Source organism: Arcticibacter eurypsychrophilus (genome assembly GCF_001730525.1).
Lineage (GTDB): Bacteria > Bacteroidota > Bacteroidia > Sphingobacteriales > Sphingobacteriaceae > Arcticibacter > Arcticibacter eurypsychrophilus.
This window is the reverse complement of the sequence record NZ_MDFN01000033.1, coordinates 1-15,779: the sequence shown is the minus strand read 5'-3', so window position 1 is coordinate 15,779 and position 15,779 is coordinate 1. Positions and strand designations below refer to the sequence as shown.

The 15,779-nt window shown below is 39.2% G+C and carries 15 protein-coding genes; 12 read left to right on the top strand and 3 right to left on the bottom strand.

Features of this window, described 5'->3' with window-relative positions:
- The first annotated feature begins 123 nt into the window (after positions 1 to 123).
- The 6 genes from BFL47_RS16110 to aat all read left to right on the top strand — a co-directional run bounded on the left by BFL47_RS16110 (position 124) and on the right by aat (position 4,579).
- Positions 124 to 687: an anthranilate synthase component II gene (locus BFL47_RS16110; RefSeq protein WP_069660825.1), complete on the top strand. Its 564-nt coding sequence runs from the start codon at positions 124 to 126 to the stop codon at positions 685 to 687.
- Entirely contained in the window at positions 653 to 1,537 is an 885-nt protein-coding gene (gene trpC / locus BFL47_RS16105; protein ID WP_245681391.1) for an indole-3-glycerol phosphate synthase TrpC, read from the top strand. The genes BFL47_RS16110 and trpC overlap by 35 nt, the downstream gene beginning before the upstream one ends.
- A 13-nt stretch (positions 1,538 to 1,550) precedes the next feature.
- Positions 1,551 to 2,729: a GTPase HflX gene (gene hflX / locus BFL47_RS16100; protein ID WP_069660824.1), complete on the top strand. Its 1,179-nt coding sequence runs from the start codon at positions 1,551 to 1,553 to the stop codon at positions 2,727 to 2,729.
- Between the two features lie 104 nt (positions 2,730 to 2,833).
- The gene (gene rbfA, locus BFL47_RS16095) at positions 2,834 to 3,211 is read left to right on the top strand and encodes a 30S ribosome-binding factor RbfA (protein ID WP_069660823.1); all 378 of its coding nucleotides are present in this window, start codon (positions 2,834 to 2,836) and stop codon (positions 3,209 to 3,211) included.
- Positions 3,212 to 3,257: 46 nt separating this feature from the next.
- The gene (locus BFL47_RS16090; RefSeq protein ID WP_069660822.1) at positions 3,258 to 3,923 is read left to right on the top strand and encodes an energy transducer TonB; all 666 of its coding nucleotides are present in this window, start codon (positions 3,258 to 3,260) and stop codon (positions 3,921 to 3,923) included.
- Positions 3,924 to 3,946: 23 nt separating this feature from the next.
- Positions 3,947 to 4,579 carry a leucyl/phenylalanyl-tRNA--protein transferase gene (gene aat / locus BFL47_RS16085; protein WP_069660821.1) on the top strand — a complete coding sequence of 211 codons (633 nt, stop codon included), beginning with the start codon at positions 3,947 to 3,949 and terminating at the stop codon, positions 4,577 to 4,579.
- Here aat and BFL47_RS16080 read toward each other — a convergent pair.
- Positions 4,576 to 7,473: a DEAD/DEAH box helicase gene (locus BFL47_RS16080; protein WP_069660858.1), complete on the bottom strand. Its 2,898-nt coding sequence runs from the start codon at positions 7,471 to 7,473 to the stop codon at positions 4,576 to 4,578. The genes aat and BFL47_RS16080 overlap by 4 nt on opposite strands.
- A 296-nt stretch (positions 7,474 to 7,769) precedes the next feature.
- Here BFL47_RS16080 and BFL47_RS16075 point away from each other — a divergent pair, with 296 nt between their 5' ends.
- The 4 genes from BFL47_RS16075 (at position 7,770) to BFL47_RS16060 (ending at position 13,240) form a co-directional block, all read left to right on the top strand.
- On the top strand, positions 7,770 to 10,196 hold the full coding sequence (locus BFL47_RS16075) for a TonB-dependent receptor (protein WP_069660820.1): 2,427 nt from the start codon (positions 7,770 to 7,772) through the stop codon (positions 10,194 to 10,196).
- 51 nt (positions 10,197 to 10,247) lie between these two features.
- Entirely contained in the window at positions 10,248 to 11,900 is a 1,653-nt protein-coding gene (gene pafA / locus BFL47_RS16070; RefSeq protein WP_069660819.1) for an alkaline phosphatase PafA, read from the top strand.
- A gap of 32 nt (positions 11,901 to 11,932) precedes the next feature.
- The gene (locus BFL47_RS16065; RefSeq protein ID WP_069660818.1) at positions 11,933 to 12,568 is read left to right on the top strand and encodes a thiamine phosphate synthase; all 636 of its coding nucleotides are present in this window, start codon (positions 11,933 to 11,935) and stop codon (positions 12,566 to 12,568) included.
- A gap of 168 nt (positions 12,569 to 12,736) precedes the next feature.
- Positions 12,737 to 13,240: a GNAT family N-acetyltransferase gene (locus tag BFL47_RS16060; protein ID WP_069660817.1), complete on the top strand. Its 504-nt coding sequence runs from the start codon at positions 12,737 to 12,739 to the stop codon at positions 13,238 to 13,240.
- Here the strand turns inward: BFL47_RS16060 and BFL47_RS16055 are convergent.
- Positions 13,215 to 14,324, bottom strand: coding sequence for a DUF4407 domain-containing protein (locus BFL47_RS16055; RefSeq protein ID WP_069660816.1), 1,110 nt, complete (start codon positions 14,322 to 14,324; stop codon positions 13,215 to 13,217). The genes BFL47_RS16060 and BFL47_RS16055 overlap by 26 nt on opposite strands.
- Positions 14,325 to 14,467: 143 nt before the next feature.
- Here BFL47_RS16055 and BFL47_RS16050 point away from each other — a divergent pair, with 143 nt between their 5' ends.
- A complete protein-coding gene (locus BFL47_RS16050) occupies positions 14,468 to 14,785 on the top strand; it encodes a rhodanese-like domain-containing protein (RefSeq protein WP_016197497.1) in 318 nt (105 codons plus the stop codon).
- A gap of 18 nt (positions 14,786 to 14,803) precedes the next feature.
- Positions 14,804 to 15,004 carry a DUF6358 family protein gene (locus BFL47_RS20545; RefSeq protein WP_069660815.1) on the top strand — a complete coding sequence of 67 codons (201 nt, stop codon included), beginning with the start codon at positions 14,804 to 14,806 and terminating at the stop codon, positions 15,002 to 15,004.
- Here BFL47_RS20545 and BFL47_RS16040 read toward each other — a convergent pair.
- Positions 15,001 to 15,738, bottom strand: coding sequence for a carboxypeptidase-like regulatory domain-containing protein (locus BFL47_RS16040; protein WP_139125849.1), 738 nt, complete (start codon positions 15,736 to 15,738; stop codon positions 15,001 to 15,003). The two genes, BFL47_RS20545 and BFL47_RS16040, sit on opposite strands and share 4 nt — an antisense overlap.
- Between the last annotated feature and the right edge of the window lie 41 nt (positions 15,739 to 15,779).

Genomic DNA, 15,779 nt, shown 5'->3' with positions numbered 1-15,779 from the left:
AATCCAAAGGTGCAAATATTGGTTTAAAGCGCGTTTCCTTGATGATTCAGCACCAATTAAAGCTGCCCTAATTAATAGAACCTTAATGGTTTATTAGTATTAAATTTAAAAAGAATTATTCTGATGAAAATATTAGTAATAGATAATTACGATTCTTTTACGTTTAACCTTGTTCATCTGTTGAATGAATGCGGACAAACTCCTGTTGTTTTGAGAAACGACAAGTTTAAACTCGAGGACATAGAAGAATATGATAAGATTTTATTATCACCTGGTCCCGGCATTCCTTCAGAGGCTGGTTTATTACTGGATGTGATTAGAGAATATGGACCAACAAAGAGTATTTTAGGGGTTTGCCTGGGTGTGCAGGCCATTGCTGAGGTATTTGGAGGCGAGCTGTATAACCTTTCTTACCCGGTTCATGGCCGATCGACTGAAATGCAGGTACTGGATAGAGAGGAGACGCTGTTTGATGGGTTGCCTGATCATTTTAACATTGGACGTTATCATTCCTGGGCAGTGAGTCGGGACGGTCTTCCTGAAGAGTTAAAGATCACAGCCAAAGATGCTGAAGGGGTGATCATGGGTTTGAGACATATCAAATATGACGTTCGAGGCGTTCAGTTTCATCCAGAGTCAGTATTAACTGAACATGGAAAACAAATCATTGCAAACTGGCTTTTATAAATATAAAGAAATGGAGTCACGAAATATACCGGACACTTTTGTTCCTACGATTGAACAGGGTGGTATACTTGAAAAAATTGTATCGTATAAACAGCAGGAGATCAGGGATGCGAAAATTAAGGTGGCGATGAGCAGCCTGGAGAAGACGGAACACTTCCATCGTACCTGTCTATCAATGCGCGATTTTATGCTTGATCCTGCTCGTACAGGGATTATAGCGGAATTTAAACGTGCCTCTCCATCAAAAGGGATTATTAATGATCAGGCTGCTGCATCTGTGGTGACCCGACAATATGCTGCTGCAGGCTCTTCTGCTGTATCCGTATTAACGGATAAGAAGTTCTTTGGTGGCCGGATGCGCGATCTTCTTGAAGCAAGAGGGGCTATTCAAATCCCTATCTTACGCAAGGATTTTATTATTGACGAATACCAGATCATTGAATCGAAAGCGATTGGAGCTGATATAATTCTGCTCATTGCTTCTATACTGACCCCTCCACAGATTGCTCATTTTGCAAAGTTGGCGAAAAGTATTGGCTTGAACGTTTTACTCGAAGTGCATAACCAACAGGAACTGGAACAGAGTATGATGGATGACCTGGATGCTATAGGAGTAAATAACCGTAATCTGGATAACTTTACGGTCTCCGTTCAGAACTCTTACGATTTGGTTAAATTAATACCTAATCAGTTCCTGAAGATCTCAGAGAGCGGAATCAGCGATCCGCAAACGATAATTGAATTAAAAAAAGCTGGATTTAATGGTTTCCTGATAGGGGAAAATTTTATGAAACATCATGATCCGGGATTAGCTATACAAGAATTTGTGAATGAGCTAAAGGCGGATTAATAACAATTTATACATGCCAAAACAAGAATCATTTGATACTACTATAAAACAAGAACGGGCTATACTGGTGGGTGTGATTACCCAGGATGAATCGGAAGCCAAAGTGCGCGAATATCTGGAAGAGCTGGAATTTCTGGTGGATACTGCCGGAGGTGTTACGGAGAAAATCTTTACTCAAAAGATGACTCATACAGACCGGGCTACATTTGTAGGGAAGGGTAAACTGGAAGAAATACAGGCCTATGTGCGGTCGGAAGAAATAGATTTGGTAGTGTTTGATGATGAGCTTACGCCTTCGCAGATCAGAAACATTGAGAATGAACTTGAGGTTAAAATACTGGATAGAAGTAATCTGATCCTTGATATTTTTGCCAGTAGAGCGCAAACCGCACAGGCTAAAGCACAGGTCGAACTGGCTCAGCTGCAATATCTATTACCTCGTTTAACACGTTTGTGGACTCACCTTGAGCGACAAAAAGGTGGTATTGGGATGCGTGGTCCTGGAGAAAGTCAAATTGAGAGTGACCGAAGAATTATTCAGACTAAAATTTCTATACTGAAGGAAAAACTTAAACTGATTGATAAACAGAATGGAACACAGCGCAAAAACCGTGGTCAGCTTATTCGTGTGGCTTTGGTAGGATATACTAATGTTGGGAAGTCAACTATTATGAACATGCTATCTAAATCGGATGTTTTTGCGGAAAACAAGTTGTTTGCAACGCTGGATACTACCGTCAGGAAAGTGGTAATTGATAATCTCCCATTTCTGCTTTCTGATACTGTAGGGTTTATCCGTAAACTCCCTGTTCACCTGGTTGAGTGCTTTAAATCTACGTTGGACGAGGTCAGAGAGGCTGATATTTTGATGCATGTGGTTGATATTTCTCATCCTAATTTTGAAGACCAGATCAGAACAGTGAATGAAACGCTAAAAGAACTGGGAGTAGCTGATAAAAAAACCATCACAGTATTTAATAAAATTGATGCCTGGAAATCAGAAAGCGGTCATGATGCAGAAATTTTAAGTCTGGACGATTTCAGGAATAGCTGGATGGGTAAGCATAATAGTCCTGCTGTATTCATCTCAGCACTAAATAAGGAAAATCTGGAAGAGCTTAAACAGCTTGTTTATGAGCAAGCAAAAGCAATGCATACAGTAAGGTATCCTTATGATAATTTACTCTTTTAAGGGCTCTAATAAAGGGTTCTTCATACTTTAATTCTAATCATTAACTTTGAACAGGCTAATTTTGGGGTATTGGACCCATTTAACCTGTTACAAATAATATTATTATGGAAAGCAAACGGCAACAAAAATTTGCAGGGGTGATACAACAGGATCTGGCTGAGATATTTCAAAGGGAGGGAATGAGCTTTTTACCAAATATGCTGGTCACTATTACAAAGGTGCGCATGACTCCTGATTTGGCTATTGCACGTGTATTTCTAAGTTTCTTTAATAGTCAGGATGCTGCACTTGCCTTGAGTACCATTAAAGCACATGCTAACGAAATCAGATACAAGTTGGGTTCGAGGATTAGGAATCAGGCACGTGTTGTTCCAAGTCTGGAGTTTTTTATTGATGATACGAGTGAATATGTGAATCGGATGGATCAGATATTTGATAAAATAAGCAAAGAACCCCGTCAACCGGATACAGAGGAAGAGTAATTTGAAGTTTAATCAATAAATTGGGCTTCAATTCGTTATAGTAATAATGAAACTGAATTTACTCGTATTGTTTATATTTTTTCTGCAAGCATCCTTTAAGCCAGCAGAAAACCCTTCTTTTAAAGGAGGGGCATCCGGTTTAGCTAACTTTATTAATCAGAGTATGATTTATCCGGAGTACTCGAAACAAAACTGCATTGAAGGGACTATTGAGGTTAGTTTCCGGTTAAATAGTCAGGGTCGAATCATTGAATCCAAGGTGCAAAAAGGATTAGGAATAGATCTTGATGATGAGGCTCTCCGTTTGATCAGGCTTACTTCAGGAAAGTGGACAATTCCTGCTCTGTATGACACCACAAGCGTAATCACTCTACCCATTAATTTTTCACTGCGACAATTTAACTGCTGGCGCTCTGCCACTGAAATTAAAGCGGCAATAGATGCTTATAAGGCACAGGGCTATTTAAGCGATGCGGTAATAACCTATTACGAAAAAAAAGATAAGGGTAATTATACTGCTGACGATGAACAAAAAATCATCCAGCTGAAAGAGGAACTTGGTTACGATGATGATTATATAAGCCGGGTTATTGATCAGGCAAAGCAGAAAATCAAGCAAGGAGATCAGGAAGGGGCTTGCAAAGACCTGCAATTTGTTCGAAAAATAGGCAGTGATAAGGCTGATAAGCTCATCGCCACGTATTGTAAATAAAATTCTGTCGTATTTTTGTATGAATGATATTTGAGCTTGATGATCTGGACGCTCGTTTTCCTCCTGCAGAACTGGCAGAAGAAGATGGCTTATTGGCTGTTGGTGGAGATTTAACCGCTCAACGACTTATGAATGCCTACCACAATGGCATTTTCCCTTGGTATTCGGATGATTCACCTATCTTATGGTATTCCCCACACGAACGCTTTGTTTTGTTTCCCGAGAAGATTAGAATTTCTAAAAGCATGCGGCAGACTTTAAGATCAGGAAAGTTCAGAGTGACTACTGATACGGCTTTTGAAAAAGTAATCAAGTCTTGTGCAGCAAAAGAACGCAAGGATCAGGATGGAACATGGATCACCAAGGAGATGCAGGAGGCTTATATCCGTCTGCATCAAATAGGAATAGCCCATTCAGTTGAAGTATGGCAGGAGGATCAACTGGTTGGCGGCTTGTACGGCATCAGTTCCGGGAAGGCATTTTGTGGCGAAAGTATGTTTAGCCATGTCAGCAATGCTTCTAAAATTGCCTTAATCTGGCTGTGTCATACTAACCTGTATGAATTAATTGACTGCCAGATCTATAGTGAACATTTGGCTACACTAGGTGCTGAAATATTGAGTAGGGATTTATTCCTGCCCTATGTGAAGCCTTAATTTAAAATTTCTTTAATATCTTCAGGAGATAATGATTTAACGAAGCTTTCCTCGGTAGTAATAAGAGTTTCAGCTACAATTCGCTTTCTGTTTTGTAAGGCAAGAATCTTTTCCTCCACACTATCTTTGGTTATAAACTTATAAATAAATACGTTTTTAGTCTGGCCTATGCGGTGTGTGCGGTCTACGGCCTGTTGCTCCACAGCAGGATTCCACCATGGATCAAGTAGAAATACGTAATCAGCCTCGGTCAAATTGAGTCCTACACCCCCCGCTTTTAGTGAAATAAGGAATAACTTAATATCATCATTCCGCTGAAATTCTTCTACTACCTCACCTCGGTTCTTCGTGTTTCCATCCAGATAAGCGTAGGTGACATTTTCTTTATCCAGATAGGTCCTGTAGATATCAAGCTGTTTCACAAACTGGGAAAAAACTAATACTTTATGCCCTTCTGCTAGTACATTTTCCAGGGTATGAATCACGTTTTCAAATTTACCGGATTCACCTTCGTATTCTTTGTCCACCATCAGTGGGTGATTGGCAATTTGACGAAGTCTGGTCAATCCCTGCAATACCTGAATCTGAGATTTCACATAAGTGCCGTCTTCTAAGGAGTCCAACAGTGCATTCCGGTATTCAGACTTCACATTTTCGTAATATTCGGCCTGATCATCGGTCATACGACAATAAAAAAGCTGTTCTGTTTTGTCAGGAAGTTCTTTGGCAACCTGATTTTTTGTGCGCCTTAATACAAACGGTTTGATTAAAGCGAGCAGCTTCTTCGCCTTTTCATCATCTTTCTTTTTCTCTATGGGGTTTGCGAAATCATTTTGAAAGAACGTCTGGTTTCCAAGTAAGCCAGGGTTAATGAAAGACATCTGCGCCCAAAGATCATTCACCGTGTTCTCCACAGGAGTTCCACTGAGGATCAACTTATTCTTTGATTTAAGCTGCCTTACGGCTTTATAGGCTTTTGATGCGGGATTCTTGATGTTCTGACTTTCATCTAAAATGATATAATGAAAATAGAGATGCACCATCAGCTCGATGTCGACCCTGGTAATACCATAGGTGGTTAGCACCACATCGTATTCCAGAAAGCGGCTTAGATCTTTACTGCGAAGACTTCCGGTATGTACCAGTATTTTCAATTCGGGTGCAAACTTTCCGGCTTCATTCTCCCAGTTATAAATTAAAGAAGTAGGCATAATAATCAAAGAGGTAGATAATGTACCCTCTTTTACGTTTTCCTCTTTAATCTTTTGCAGCAATGCAAGCGTTTGCACTGTTTTACCCAGACCCATATCATCAGCCAAACATCCTCCGAAGTGATATTTACGGAGGAAATGAAACCAATCATACCCCGCTTTCTGATAGGGGCGCAAGACACCTTTAAAGTTAATGGGTACAGGAGCCTCCTCGATCTCTTCAAAGGCACTGAGCATCTGAAGTTTTCTTCCCATCGTAATGGTTGCCAACTCACTATTCGCATAATCGGCTATCAGTCCAATATGGTGTTTTTTTAGTCTTAAATGCTCACCATGAAGTTCAGTAAACATCATCAAATTTCCATATTGGGCAAACCACTCTTCAGGAATAATGGCTATTTCGCCAGATGGCAATACATATTCCCTTATTTTATTTAAAATATGATGGCGCAGATCAATAAATGGAATCTGATAAGGCCCGAAAAAGACAACTGCTTTCAGATCGAACCAATCGTTGTTCTCCTGGAAGTCAAGCTCTACCTTACTGGTACCAAATAGGAAACGCTTCTTCCCTTCAACCTGTTCGATTACAAAATTTAAATCAGCCAGTGCAGCATGATTGGCATTCAGCCATTCTATAATAGAAAGAGCAGGGTCTGTTTCATCTGATTGAGGTTCTACCTCGAACTGAGTAAAGAGATCACTGGTTTTTTTTAAGCCAAGATGCAGTAACTCATCCAGTTTATTTTTCTCCCAGAGTTGCGATCGTTTGATGCGATGGAAGATATAGTCATCACCTTCTATTTGCATGCGCACAGAAACCTTCCTTCCCACCCCAGCAGGGAAAGTATATTCCCCGTATTTGAATAAAAGTTCCAGACGGGATGTTCCACCAGGCACAAAATCTACTTTTAATACGGGAAAGGCATCAAACTTCTCTGTGTTAATCTGAAATCCATCCGCAAACACGTTATGTTTCTCAATAAGAGGAGCTACAAATCGTTCAAAGTAGTTCTTTTCAGAAGTTTTAGGAATAGAGATAAACCGTTTATTAAGAAAAGGTTGCAGTTTTTTACCTTCCATCTCATCCTGGAAGTTATACACCACATTTTCCAATAATAACCAGGCTGGTTCATTGCAAATGATCTGCGCATCCTTAAACATGAACTCGATGCGCGTACCCTTATATTTTATGGTTGGAAAATAGCGTGTCTCTTCTTCATTACGTCGGAAGTGAAATAAAACGGATGCAGGTTCTTCAGCGACTTCAAGTAGATGATCTACCGGCCAGCCTTCCCTGCTCATCAGATAGAATCCTTTATGTCGAAGTAGAGCGATCGCTTCAATAAGGCGTTTTTCTATTTTGGGACGGATAACCTGAAATAACTTATCATCGAAGATCCGCGCAAAGAATTCTGCCGGACGGATTAGTTTCTTATAAAACCGCTTGATGACATGAGACTGTTCCGTTTCATCAAGAAGCTTAATCAGTTTAAAATCTATCTCATCGAACTCCTTGGCAAACTCCTGTATGGTATTTGAAAAAAGCCTTTGGTAGGTAAGGGAAAAGCCTCCATCGGAGTTTAACTGAACCACATGAGGTTCTATTAACCAACCAAGGTATTCATGTTTACACAATGAATACACGACTTTAAAAGGCTTGGAACTATCAACACGTAGCATGAATATGAATAGTAAGTAAAATAAGCCTAAGTTAAAAATCATAAAATTAAGCAGAAAAATAGGTATTTCAAAATTTGATACTTAACTTCGTGGTGTCTTAGGGGGTGCTTGTGTAAAAACAGGCTGAGATTACACCCATCGGAAGGATTGTTATACAAAAGCGTATACTTTTCTCCGTGAACCTGATCCGGATAATGCCGGCGTAGGAATTGTAACAAGGACAATTGCGTGTAGCCCCGATACGCATTCATTTTTATAAAATTTTAGTTTTGAAAAAAATCTACTTAGTTGCCCTTATGGCACTCCTGTTTCCAGCTTTAGCTTGGGCACAGTACTCAATCTCGGGAACAATTACAAATCGTTCTAGCCGTCAGCCTCTTTCAGGAGCAAGTATCCTGAGCGGAAATACATTAATAGAGAGCAATCCAAATGGAGATTATAGGATCTCAGGATTGAAAGCTGGGACATATACCTTGACGTTTCGCTTTATTGGTTTCTCTGAAATAAGTACGACAATAAGTTTGACCAACAACCGGATCTTCAATGCAGCAATGGCACCCACAAACATTATCACAGATGAAGTGATCGTAAGCGCTACCAGAGCTACAGCAAATACGGCTACTACTTATAAAAACCTCGATAAACAAGAAATAGAAAAGTATAATCATGGTCGGGATCTGCCTTTTCTACTTAACCAGACCCCTTCGGTGGTTGTATCCTCAGATGCGGGTACAGGAATTGGATATACCGGTATTCGGATCCGTGGAAGTGATGCCACCCGCGTAAATGTAACCTTAAATGGGATCCCGCTAAATGATGCGGAGAGTCAGGGTTCCTTTTTTGTCAACATTCCTGATTTTGCGTCATCTGTAGATAACATCCAGATCCAAAGAGGAGTAGGAACATCCACAAATGGGGCAGGTGCTTTTGGTGGGAGTTTGAATATTCAAACCACTACCCGCAGGGATTCTGCTTATGCTGAAGTGAACAATACCTTTGGTTCTTATAATACCTGGAAGAATACAGTCAATATTGGAACCGGACTGATCAATGATAAGTTTACTTTTGACGGGCGACTTTCGAGGATTAAATCAGACGGTTATATTGACAGAGGGGCATCCAATCTGAAGTCTTATTTCTTATCTGGAGCCTATTATGGCAAAAAAGATCTGTTGCGTGCAAATGTATTTTCAGGAGACGAGAAGACCTATCAGGCATGGAATGGTATTCCTGGAGAAAAGTTGAAAGGAACTCCTGCGGAATTAGAGGCTTACTATCAGAATAATAAAGGCGTATCCTTTTTTACACCAGCTGACTCATCCAACTTATTTAATTCGGACAAACGGAAATACAACTCCTTCCTGTATAAAAACCAAACTGATAACTATACCCAAAACCATTACCAGGCATTTTATACCCATACCTTTAATGATCAGCTTTCCTTAAATACAGCGCTGCATTATACACATGGAAGTGGTTATTATGAAGAATATAAAAACGAACAGGACTTAAAAGATTATGGTCTTGAAGATGTTGTTTTAGGATCAGAAGTCATTGAGAACACTGATTTAGTACGCCGCAGGTGGCTGGACAATGATTTTTATGGCGTAACCTACTCGTTAAACTACAAGCCATCAACACGGATTAACTTCACATTAGGTGGTGCTTATAATGAATACGATGGAGACCACTTTGGGGAAGTTACCTGGGCTACTTTTAATTCCAACGGACAACCGGGAGATCGTTATTATAACGGAAATGGATTTAAAACCGATTTCAATATCTATGGGAAAGCGACCTACGAGCTGGGAAGCGTGATCTTATACGGAGATCTGCAATATCGCAAAATTGGGTATTCCATTACAGGAACAGATAAAAACAGAACGGCGCTAAATGTAAAGGACAATCTTAACTTTTTCAATCCGAAGGCTGGAATTACCTACCTGCTGAATAACGAAAGCAACGTTTACGCCTCAATTGCAGTAGCCAATAAAGAACCTAACCGGGATGATTATATCAATATAGCGGCAGGTTTAAGTCCCTTACGCGAAAACCTGAAAGACCTGGAAGCAGGATACCGTTTTACCGGAAATTCGGTTAAAGCAGGAATAAACGGTTATTGGATGATTTACAAAGACCAGTTAGTTTTAACCGGACAATTAAATACAGAAGGAGAGGCTTTGAGGCAGAATGTGGCCGACAGCTATCGCCTGGGAGCAGAAGCAGATATACAATTTGCCCTACTCCCTAATCTAAGCTGGGGAGTTGCCGCTAATCTGAGCCGGAATAAGATCAAAGATTTTACGGAATATGTGTACAACTACGATACCGAAATTAATGACAGTTTCAATCATACTCATACGAACATTGCATTTTCTCCCTCTTTTATAGGCTCCAGTGAATTATCGTTCCGCCCATTCAAAAAGGCAGAGATCGGGCTGTTAAATAAATATGTAAGTAAGCAATATTTGGATAACACCTCCAACAACACCCGTACAATAGATGCCTTTTTCGTTAACGATTTAAGATTAGGCTACAATACTTCCCTTGGAAAGGTGAAAAACATCGGTATAACCTTATTGGCTAACAATGTTTTCAGTGAGCTCTATGAGTCAAATGGATACACCTATAGTTTTACTTATTACGGAGTTAAAACCACCAGTAACAACTATTTCCCGCAGGCAACGCGGAACTTTATGCTTTCGTTAAGTTTAAAGTTTTAATAGGAATAGTACTGGAGGATTTACGATATTTGAGCTCACACATTCGAAAAAATGAAATTAAGCTATCTATTTGTTACTGCATTCATTTTGCTTACCCTTGGTGCTTCGGCACAGAAAAAAAGCACCTCTTCTTCAATAGAAAGACCCAAACTTGTTGTTGGGATTGTCGTTGATCAAATGAGGTGGGATTACCTTTACCGATACCAGGACAGATATGCTAAAGGCGGGTTTAAACGCCTTCTTCAGGAAGGATTCTCCTGCGAGAATACCAATATTGATTATATTCCTACAGTCACCGCTATTGGGCATTCCACTATTTATACCGGATCGGTACCTTCGCTTCATGGCATTGCCGGCAACGACTTTATCATTCAGGCAACCGGAAAATCCATGTATTGCACAGATGATAGCACAGTAAAAACGGTAGGAAGCACTTCAAATGCAGGCGAAATGTCACCTAATAATTTACTGGTTACTACGGTAACTGATGAATTGAAGCTGGCTACCAACTTTCGCTCCAAAACAATAGGCATTGCGATAAAAGACAGAGGGGGAATATTACCTGGGGGACATGCAGCAAATGCAGCTTATTGGTTTGATGATTTAACGGGTAACTGGATTACAAGTACCTATTACATGAAAGATCTTCCTGCATGGGTTAAAACGGTTAACAATCAGAAGCTTCCTCAGAAGTATCTGGACAAAAACTGGAATACCCTATATCCTACTAACACCTACGTGCAAAGTGAAAAAGATGATAGTCCCTTTGAAGGAAAGTTTAGTGGTGTGAATGCTCCTGTATTTCCATATGAAACATCCACCATGCATAAAAAAGACTTATCTGTTATACGGGCCACCCCTTATGGAAATTCAATAACCTTTGATATGGCAAAAGCCACTATCGACAATGAGCAAATGGGACAAGGTGATGTAACCGATTTCTTAGCAGTAAGTTTATCATCAACCGATTATGTGGGGCATCAATTTGGGCCAAATTCCATAGAGGCAGAGGACACTTATCTACGCCTTGATCAGGATATTGCTTCTTTTTTAACCTTTATAGATAATAAACTAGGGAAAGGGAATTATACCGTTTTTCTATCTGCTGATCACGGTGCTGCACATAATCCTAACTTTTTACTGTCACACCATATTCCTGCAGGTTTATTTCCTTCCGGCACGATTACCAAAGAGTTGAATGCTATATTAGAGAAAGAGTTCAAGCAGCCAAACTTGGTTATTGGCTTAACTAACTATCAGGTCAACTTAAACAAGTTGGTTATGGAGAAAAGCAAGCTGGATGAATCTGCTATTATAAAAACATGCATTCAATATCTCAATAAAAGAAGTGATATCGCTTATGTTGTTGAAATGGAAAAGGCACAGCAAGCCTCTATACCTGAGCAATTAAAGACCCGAATCATTAACGGATATAATAAAGACAGAAGTGGGGCCATTCAAATTATATTGAAGCCCGGGTTTTATAGTGGAGGAGCAACAGGTACCACACATGGTACATGGAACCCTTATGATGCCCATATCCCCTTTGTATTAATGGGATGGGGAATTAAACAGGGAGCCACCAATCGTCCGGTTGCCATGACCGATATTGCCCCTACTATATCTGCCTTACTTCATATCCAGGCACCTAATGGAAACATTGGTAAACCAGTTATTGAGGCCCTCACGTCTGAAAGTAAATAACCACGTAATTGAAGGTAAATAATTTAGAAAACATGCATAAGTACATATCAAAATTCCATTACCTGACACAGGATCTTTCCCGAAGGAGCCACTTGGAACAGGTCATGATAGCATGTGAAAATGGAGCAAACTGGATTCAATACCGTTGTTTTTCTAAGGATGAAGAACAGCTTTTAGATGATATTAACCGGATAGCTGAGGTTTGCGATGATTGGGGTACCACCCTGATTGTCACCGATCATATCTCCTTAATTTCAAAAGCAGATATTCAAGGGATTCATATTGAAGATATGAATGCTGATTTTAGATCAATAAGGAAAGAAATAGGACCAGATAAAACGCTTGGTGCCTCTGCTAATACAATAGAAGATATCCAACGTATTGCAGACAGCAAGGTTGTGGATTATATAGGTTGCGGGCCATTGAGAATAACCCTCACTAAACCTAATGATTATCCTCTGCTTGGTATAAATGGCTATCAGCTTATCACAGATGAGATGAAAAAAAGGGGAATATCTATTGCCTTACTTGCAGTTGGTGGAGTTACGGCAGAGGATGTTGATGCACTCTTGAAAGCAGGAGTATATGGGGTTGCCGTTTCTGCGGCAGTAAACCTTTCTCCAGATCCTTCAAAAGCTTTTAAGGAAATTTATAAAAAGCTGCATTAAAACGTTTTTTATGTCTTCTTCGTTTTAGAAGGTCAAAAGACCGTTCATTGCACATAGAGTTATATTAAAAAATTGAGTATTAACGATAAAAAACGAATAGCTGTCTTGATGAGAAAATTTAATCATTCAAGACAGCTATTCGTTTTTTTATAACATTCAAAACTACTAATGAGTTCGACCATCAATATACGCACAGCTACAATAGAAGACGTACCTGTAATACATCAATTGGCAGAGGATATTTGGTGGCCTACCTACCATTCTATTTTATCAGAGGAGCAATTACGCTTTATGCTGGACCATATGTACTCCTTAGATGCGCTAACCCAACAGATCAATCAAGGGATAATCTTTATACTGGCGGAATACCTGAATAATGTTGTTGCCTTTGCAGGATATTCCAGATCCGAAATTGATCCTGCTCTTTTAAAGGTTCATAAGCTTTATGTCCAGCCGGCAGAGCATGGTAAAGGCATAGGCAGATTGCTTCTCCAATACATAGAAAATGAATCCATAAAAGCAGGTGTCTTGCAGTTGGAGCTTAATGTAAACAGACAAAACAAGGCATTTGACTTTTATAAAAGGCTAGGGTTTGAAATTTTCAAAGAAGAAGATATTCCTTATTATAAATATTGGATGAACGACTTTATTCTCCGTAAACAGCTGATTTAGAAGAATTAATAATTTCTCTTTTTTGCCTTTCCGTTTCATTCTCTATTTTTGTTTCCTGTACAGCGTCAATAACGGCTATATGGTAGTCTTTGTTTTTAAATGATCCATGGATAGATGACTCTTCCGTATTCATTAAGGCGACATCATAAGGACCCTTGTCACTCATTAGTTTAACGAATACAGGCAAACATTCAAAAAGAATAAAAAGTAATCCTATAAATGAAATAGCAAGAAAAGTCCCCAACTCACGAGTGCCATCTGCCTTAAAACTTAATTGCCCTAACGCCCAGTTCCGGTCAGCAAAACCTGCAACATTAGCTAAGCTATCCAGCTGCTTACCACTAAACATACGCTCACTGGTAATCCCATCCAAATCTCTACGTTGCCTTATAAAGCCTTCCATGGCGGTAATATCAGTACGTAAAACATCCAGACGATTCACTTTTTGTGCCAGCACCTCTTCTTTCTGCTTGGCATAAGTACCGTATCCAACCTTCCCTGATGTCTGGTTAGTTTTATCCCCAAAGATTTCCTGGTTTAAAAGGTAACGAGACCTATTTATATCAGTGGTAAGCGAATCCCGCTCAGTCACAAGGTCCTTAACCTTCTTTAACTCCAATCCATATTTATAGGTAAACGTATTATTCAGGGTATCTATTTTAGAACGTTGACCGTTTAAATAAGAGAGCTTCAATTTCTCACGGATTTCCTTGTTGAATATCTTGAGTTCCAAAGGCCTTGATATGACTATACCAATCATAAAAGCTAAGAGAATTCGAGGAGTAGCCTGCAGAATTTGTTTGTTTACAGTCCCGTTTTTGCTGATGCTGGATACAATATAACGGTCCATATTAAAGATAGCAAGTCCCCAGATGATCCCAAATAGGATAGCAAAAAACACCGCAGCAACGTCACCCGAAAAGACAAAATACATAGCATACCCACCAGAGAGAGAGGCGAATAGTGCAGTAAAAAAAATGGTAGCCCCAATTCCTACATATTTATTATGTTCGGTAGGGTAATCTTTTAACGTATTGATATGTACTCCTGAACAAAACCAGAAGAATTGATTAAGATTTTTCATCTATTGATATAATCATATATTAGAACAGCTGCAGGGGGAACTTGTTACAGTAGGATGTAAAATTACGATATTATAACGCTTTGAAACAACCAACTGGTATGTTTCATCATAATTCATATCTTTGAATATACAAACTTGAGGTCATGAAAGAAATTACAGTTGAAGAGCTTAAACAGAAAATAGATAATGGCGAAGATTTTCAGTTAATAGATGTTAGAGAAACTTTTGAATATGAGGTATCTAATCTGAATGGCGAAAACATTCCTTTGTCGGGTATTCTAATAGAATCGGATAAAATTGCAACAGATAAACCTGTGATTGTTCAATGCAGAAGTGGCAAGAGAAGTGCCGCCGCTATTATGCAACTGGAACAGACTCTGGATTTGGAAAATCTATATAATCTGGAAGGTGGAATACTGGCCTGGAAAGAAAAAATTGATCCATCAATGCCTGTATATTAATAAGTTTGACCAGATCCAATGGGGAAAAAGATTTTTCTTAATGTATTATACAACTTAGCTTTAATAATTTTAGTGTTATGTGTATTCTGGAGCGCTAAAGACGGTCAATATGCCATCACACTTGGCTCCGTATTCATTTCAGCTTTTATCATATTCCTAAAGATTAAGCTTAAAAAAGAAGTGACTGAGTTAATAAAGAAAAGAAACAATAAGATTTAAGGAGCAGAAACTGTTCCTTTATCTTGTTGTTTAAAAGCTTTAAATTCTTTATACGATTTACGGATATAAACGACCATATCATATTCATTCCATAAGCGAACCTGCTCCAATGTAGGTAAATAATCTGATCTGAAATCAGGCAACTCTTCCGGCGTAATTGCTGGCACGGCAGTTTTAATTGATAGATCATTAAATTTTCTAGTCACTTCCTGATATTCAAGTTCCTGCGATGCAAAGTTATTAAAGCGCCTAGCACGTTTCCCTGTTTTACCAAAACGATCGCCAAGAGCGGATAACGGACTAAAAATATAAGCAAGAACAGGGGGTTTACCACTAAAATACGAGCCTTTACTTTTATAAGCCTTTCTGATGTCATTAAGATCTGCCTCCAACGACTTTCCATGTACCGTCACTTCATCAAGCTGGGTAATTTGCTGAAGATAAAGAATCACATCTTTAAAATCCACGACTACAATATATTTAGTCATATAGCCCATCGCCGATACTTCAAGCGTATCTCCCACCGAAGATAGAATAGTAAATATCCCAAGTTCGTTAGACACGACGCTGAAATTACTCCGCTGATTTTTAATGTTTGCCCCACTAATCCGCAAATTACCTCCCGCCTTTAAAATAGCGCCTTGTTGCGCTTTTATAGATTGAGAATAACCCTGAAAAAAGCAGCATAACATCAAGATGCTCAAAATAAACGGAATAATGCGATGTGTGCTCATATTATACTACAAATTATTGTTGTCCGGTAAAACCGGGATAA

Bases quoted from the DNA above. Each gene is read 5' to 3' on its own strand.
- BFL47_RS16055 (WP_069660816.1), bottom strand. From the start codon at position 14,324: ATGAAAAATCTTAATCAATTCTTCTGGTTTTGTTCAGGAGTACATATC.
- BFL47_RS20545 (WP_069660815.1), top strand. From the start codon at position 14,804: ATGGGGAAAAAGATTTTTCTTAATGTATTATACAACTTAGCTTTAATA.
- BFL47_RS16065 (WP_069660818.1), top strand. From the start codon at position 11,933: ATGCATAAGTACATATCAAAATTCCATTACCTGACACAGGATCTTTCC.
- BFL47_RS16090 (WP_069660822.1), top strand. From the start codon at position 3,258: ATGAAACTGAATTTACTCGTATTGTTTATATTTTTTCTGCAAGCATCC.
- BFL47_RS16075 (WP_069660820.1), top strand. From the start codon at position 7,770: ATGGCACTCCTGTTTCCAGCTTTAGCTTGGGCACAGTACTCAATCTCG.
- BFL47_RS16060 (WP_069660817.1), top strand. From the start codon at position 12,737: ATGAGTTCGACCATCAATATACGCACAGCTACAATAGAAGACGTACCT.
- BFL47_RS16050 (WP_016197497.1), top strand. From the start codon at position 14,468: ATGAAAGAAATTACAGTTGAAGAGCTTAAACAGAAAATAGATAATGGC.
- BFL47_RS16110 (WP_069660825.1), top strand. From the start codon at position 124: ATGAAAATATTAGTAATAGATAATTACGATTCTTTTACGTTTAACCTT.
- rbfA (WP_069660823.1), top strand. From the start codon at position 2,834: ATGGAAAGCAAACGGCAACAAAAATTTGCAGGGGTGATACAACAGGAT.
- BFL47_RS16040 (WP_139125849.1), bottom strand. From the start codon at position 15,738: ATGAGCACACATCGCATTATTCCGTTTATTTTGAGCATCTTGATGTTA.
- pafA (WP_069660819.1), top strand. From the start codon at position 10,248: ATGAAATTAAGCTATCTATTTGTTACTGCATTCATTTTGCTTACCCTT.
- hflX (WP_069660824.1), top strand. From the start codon at position 1,551: ATGCCAAAACAAGAATCATTTGATACTACTATAAAACAAGAACGGGCT.
- aat (WP_069660821.1), top strand. From the start codon at position 3,947: ATGATATTTGAGCTTGATGATCTGGACGCTCGTTTTCCTCCTGCAGAA.
- BFL47_RS16080 (WP_069660858.1), bottom strand. From the start codon at position 7,473: ATGCTACGTGTTGATAGTTCCAAGCCTTTTAAAGTCGTGTATTCATTG.
- trpC (WP_245681391.1), top strand. From the start codon at position 653: ATGGAAAACAAATCATTGCAAACTGGCTTTTATAAATATAAAGAAATG.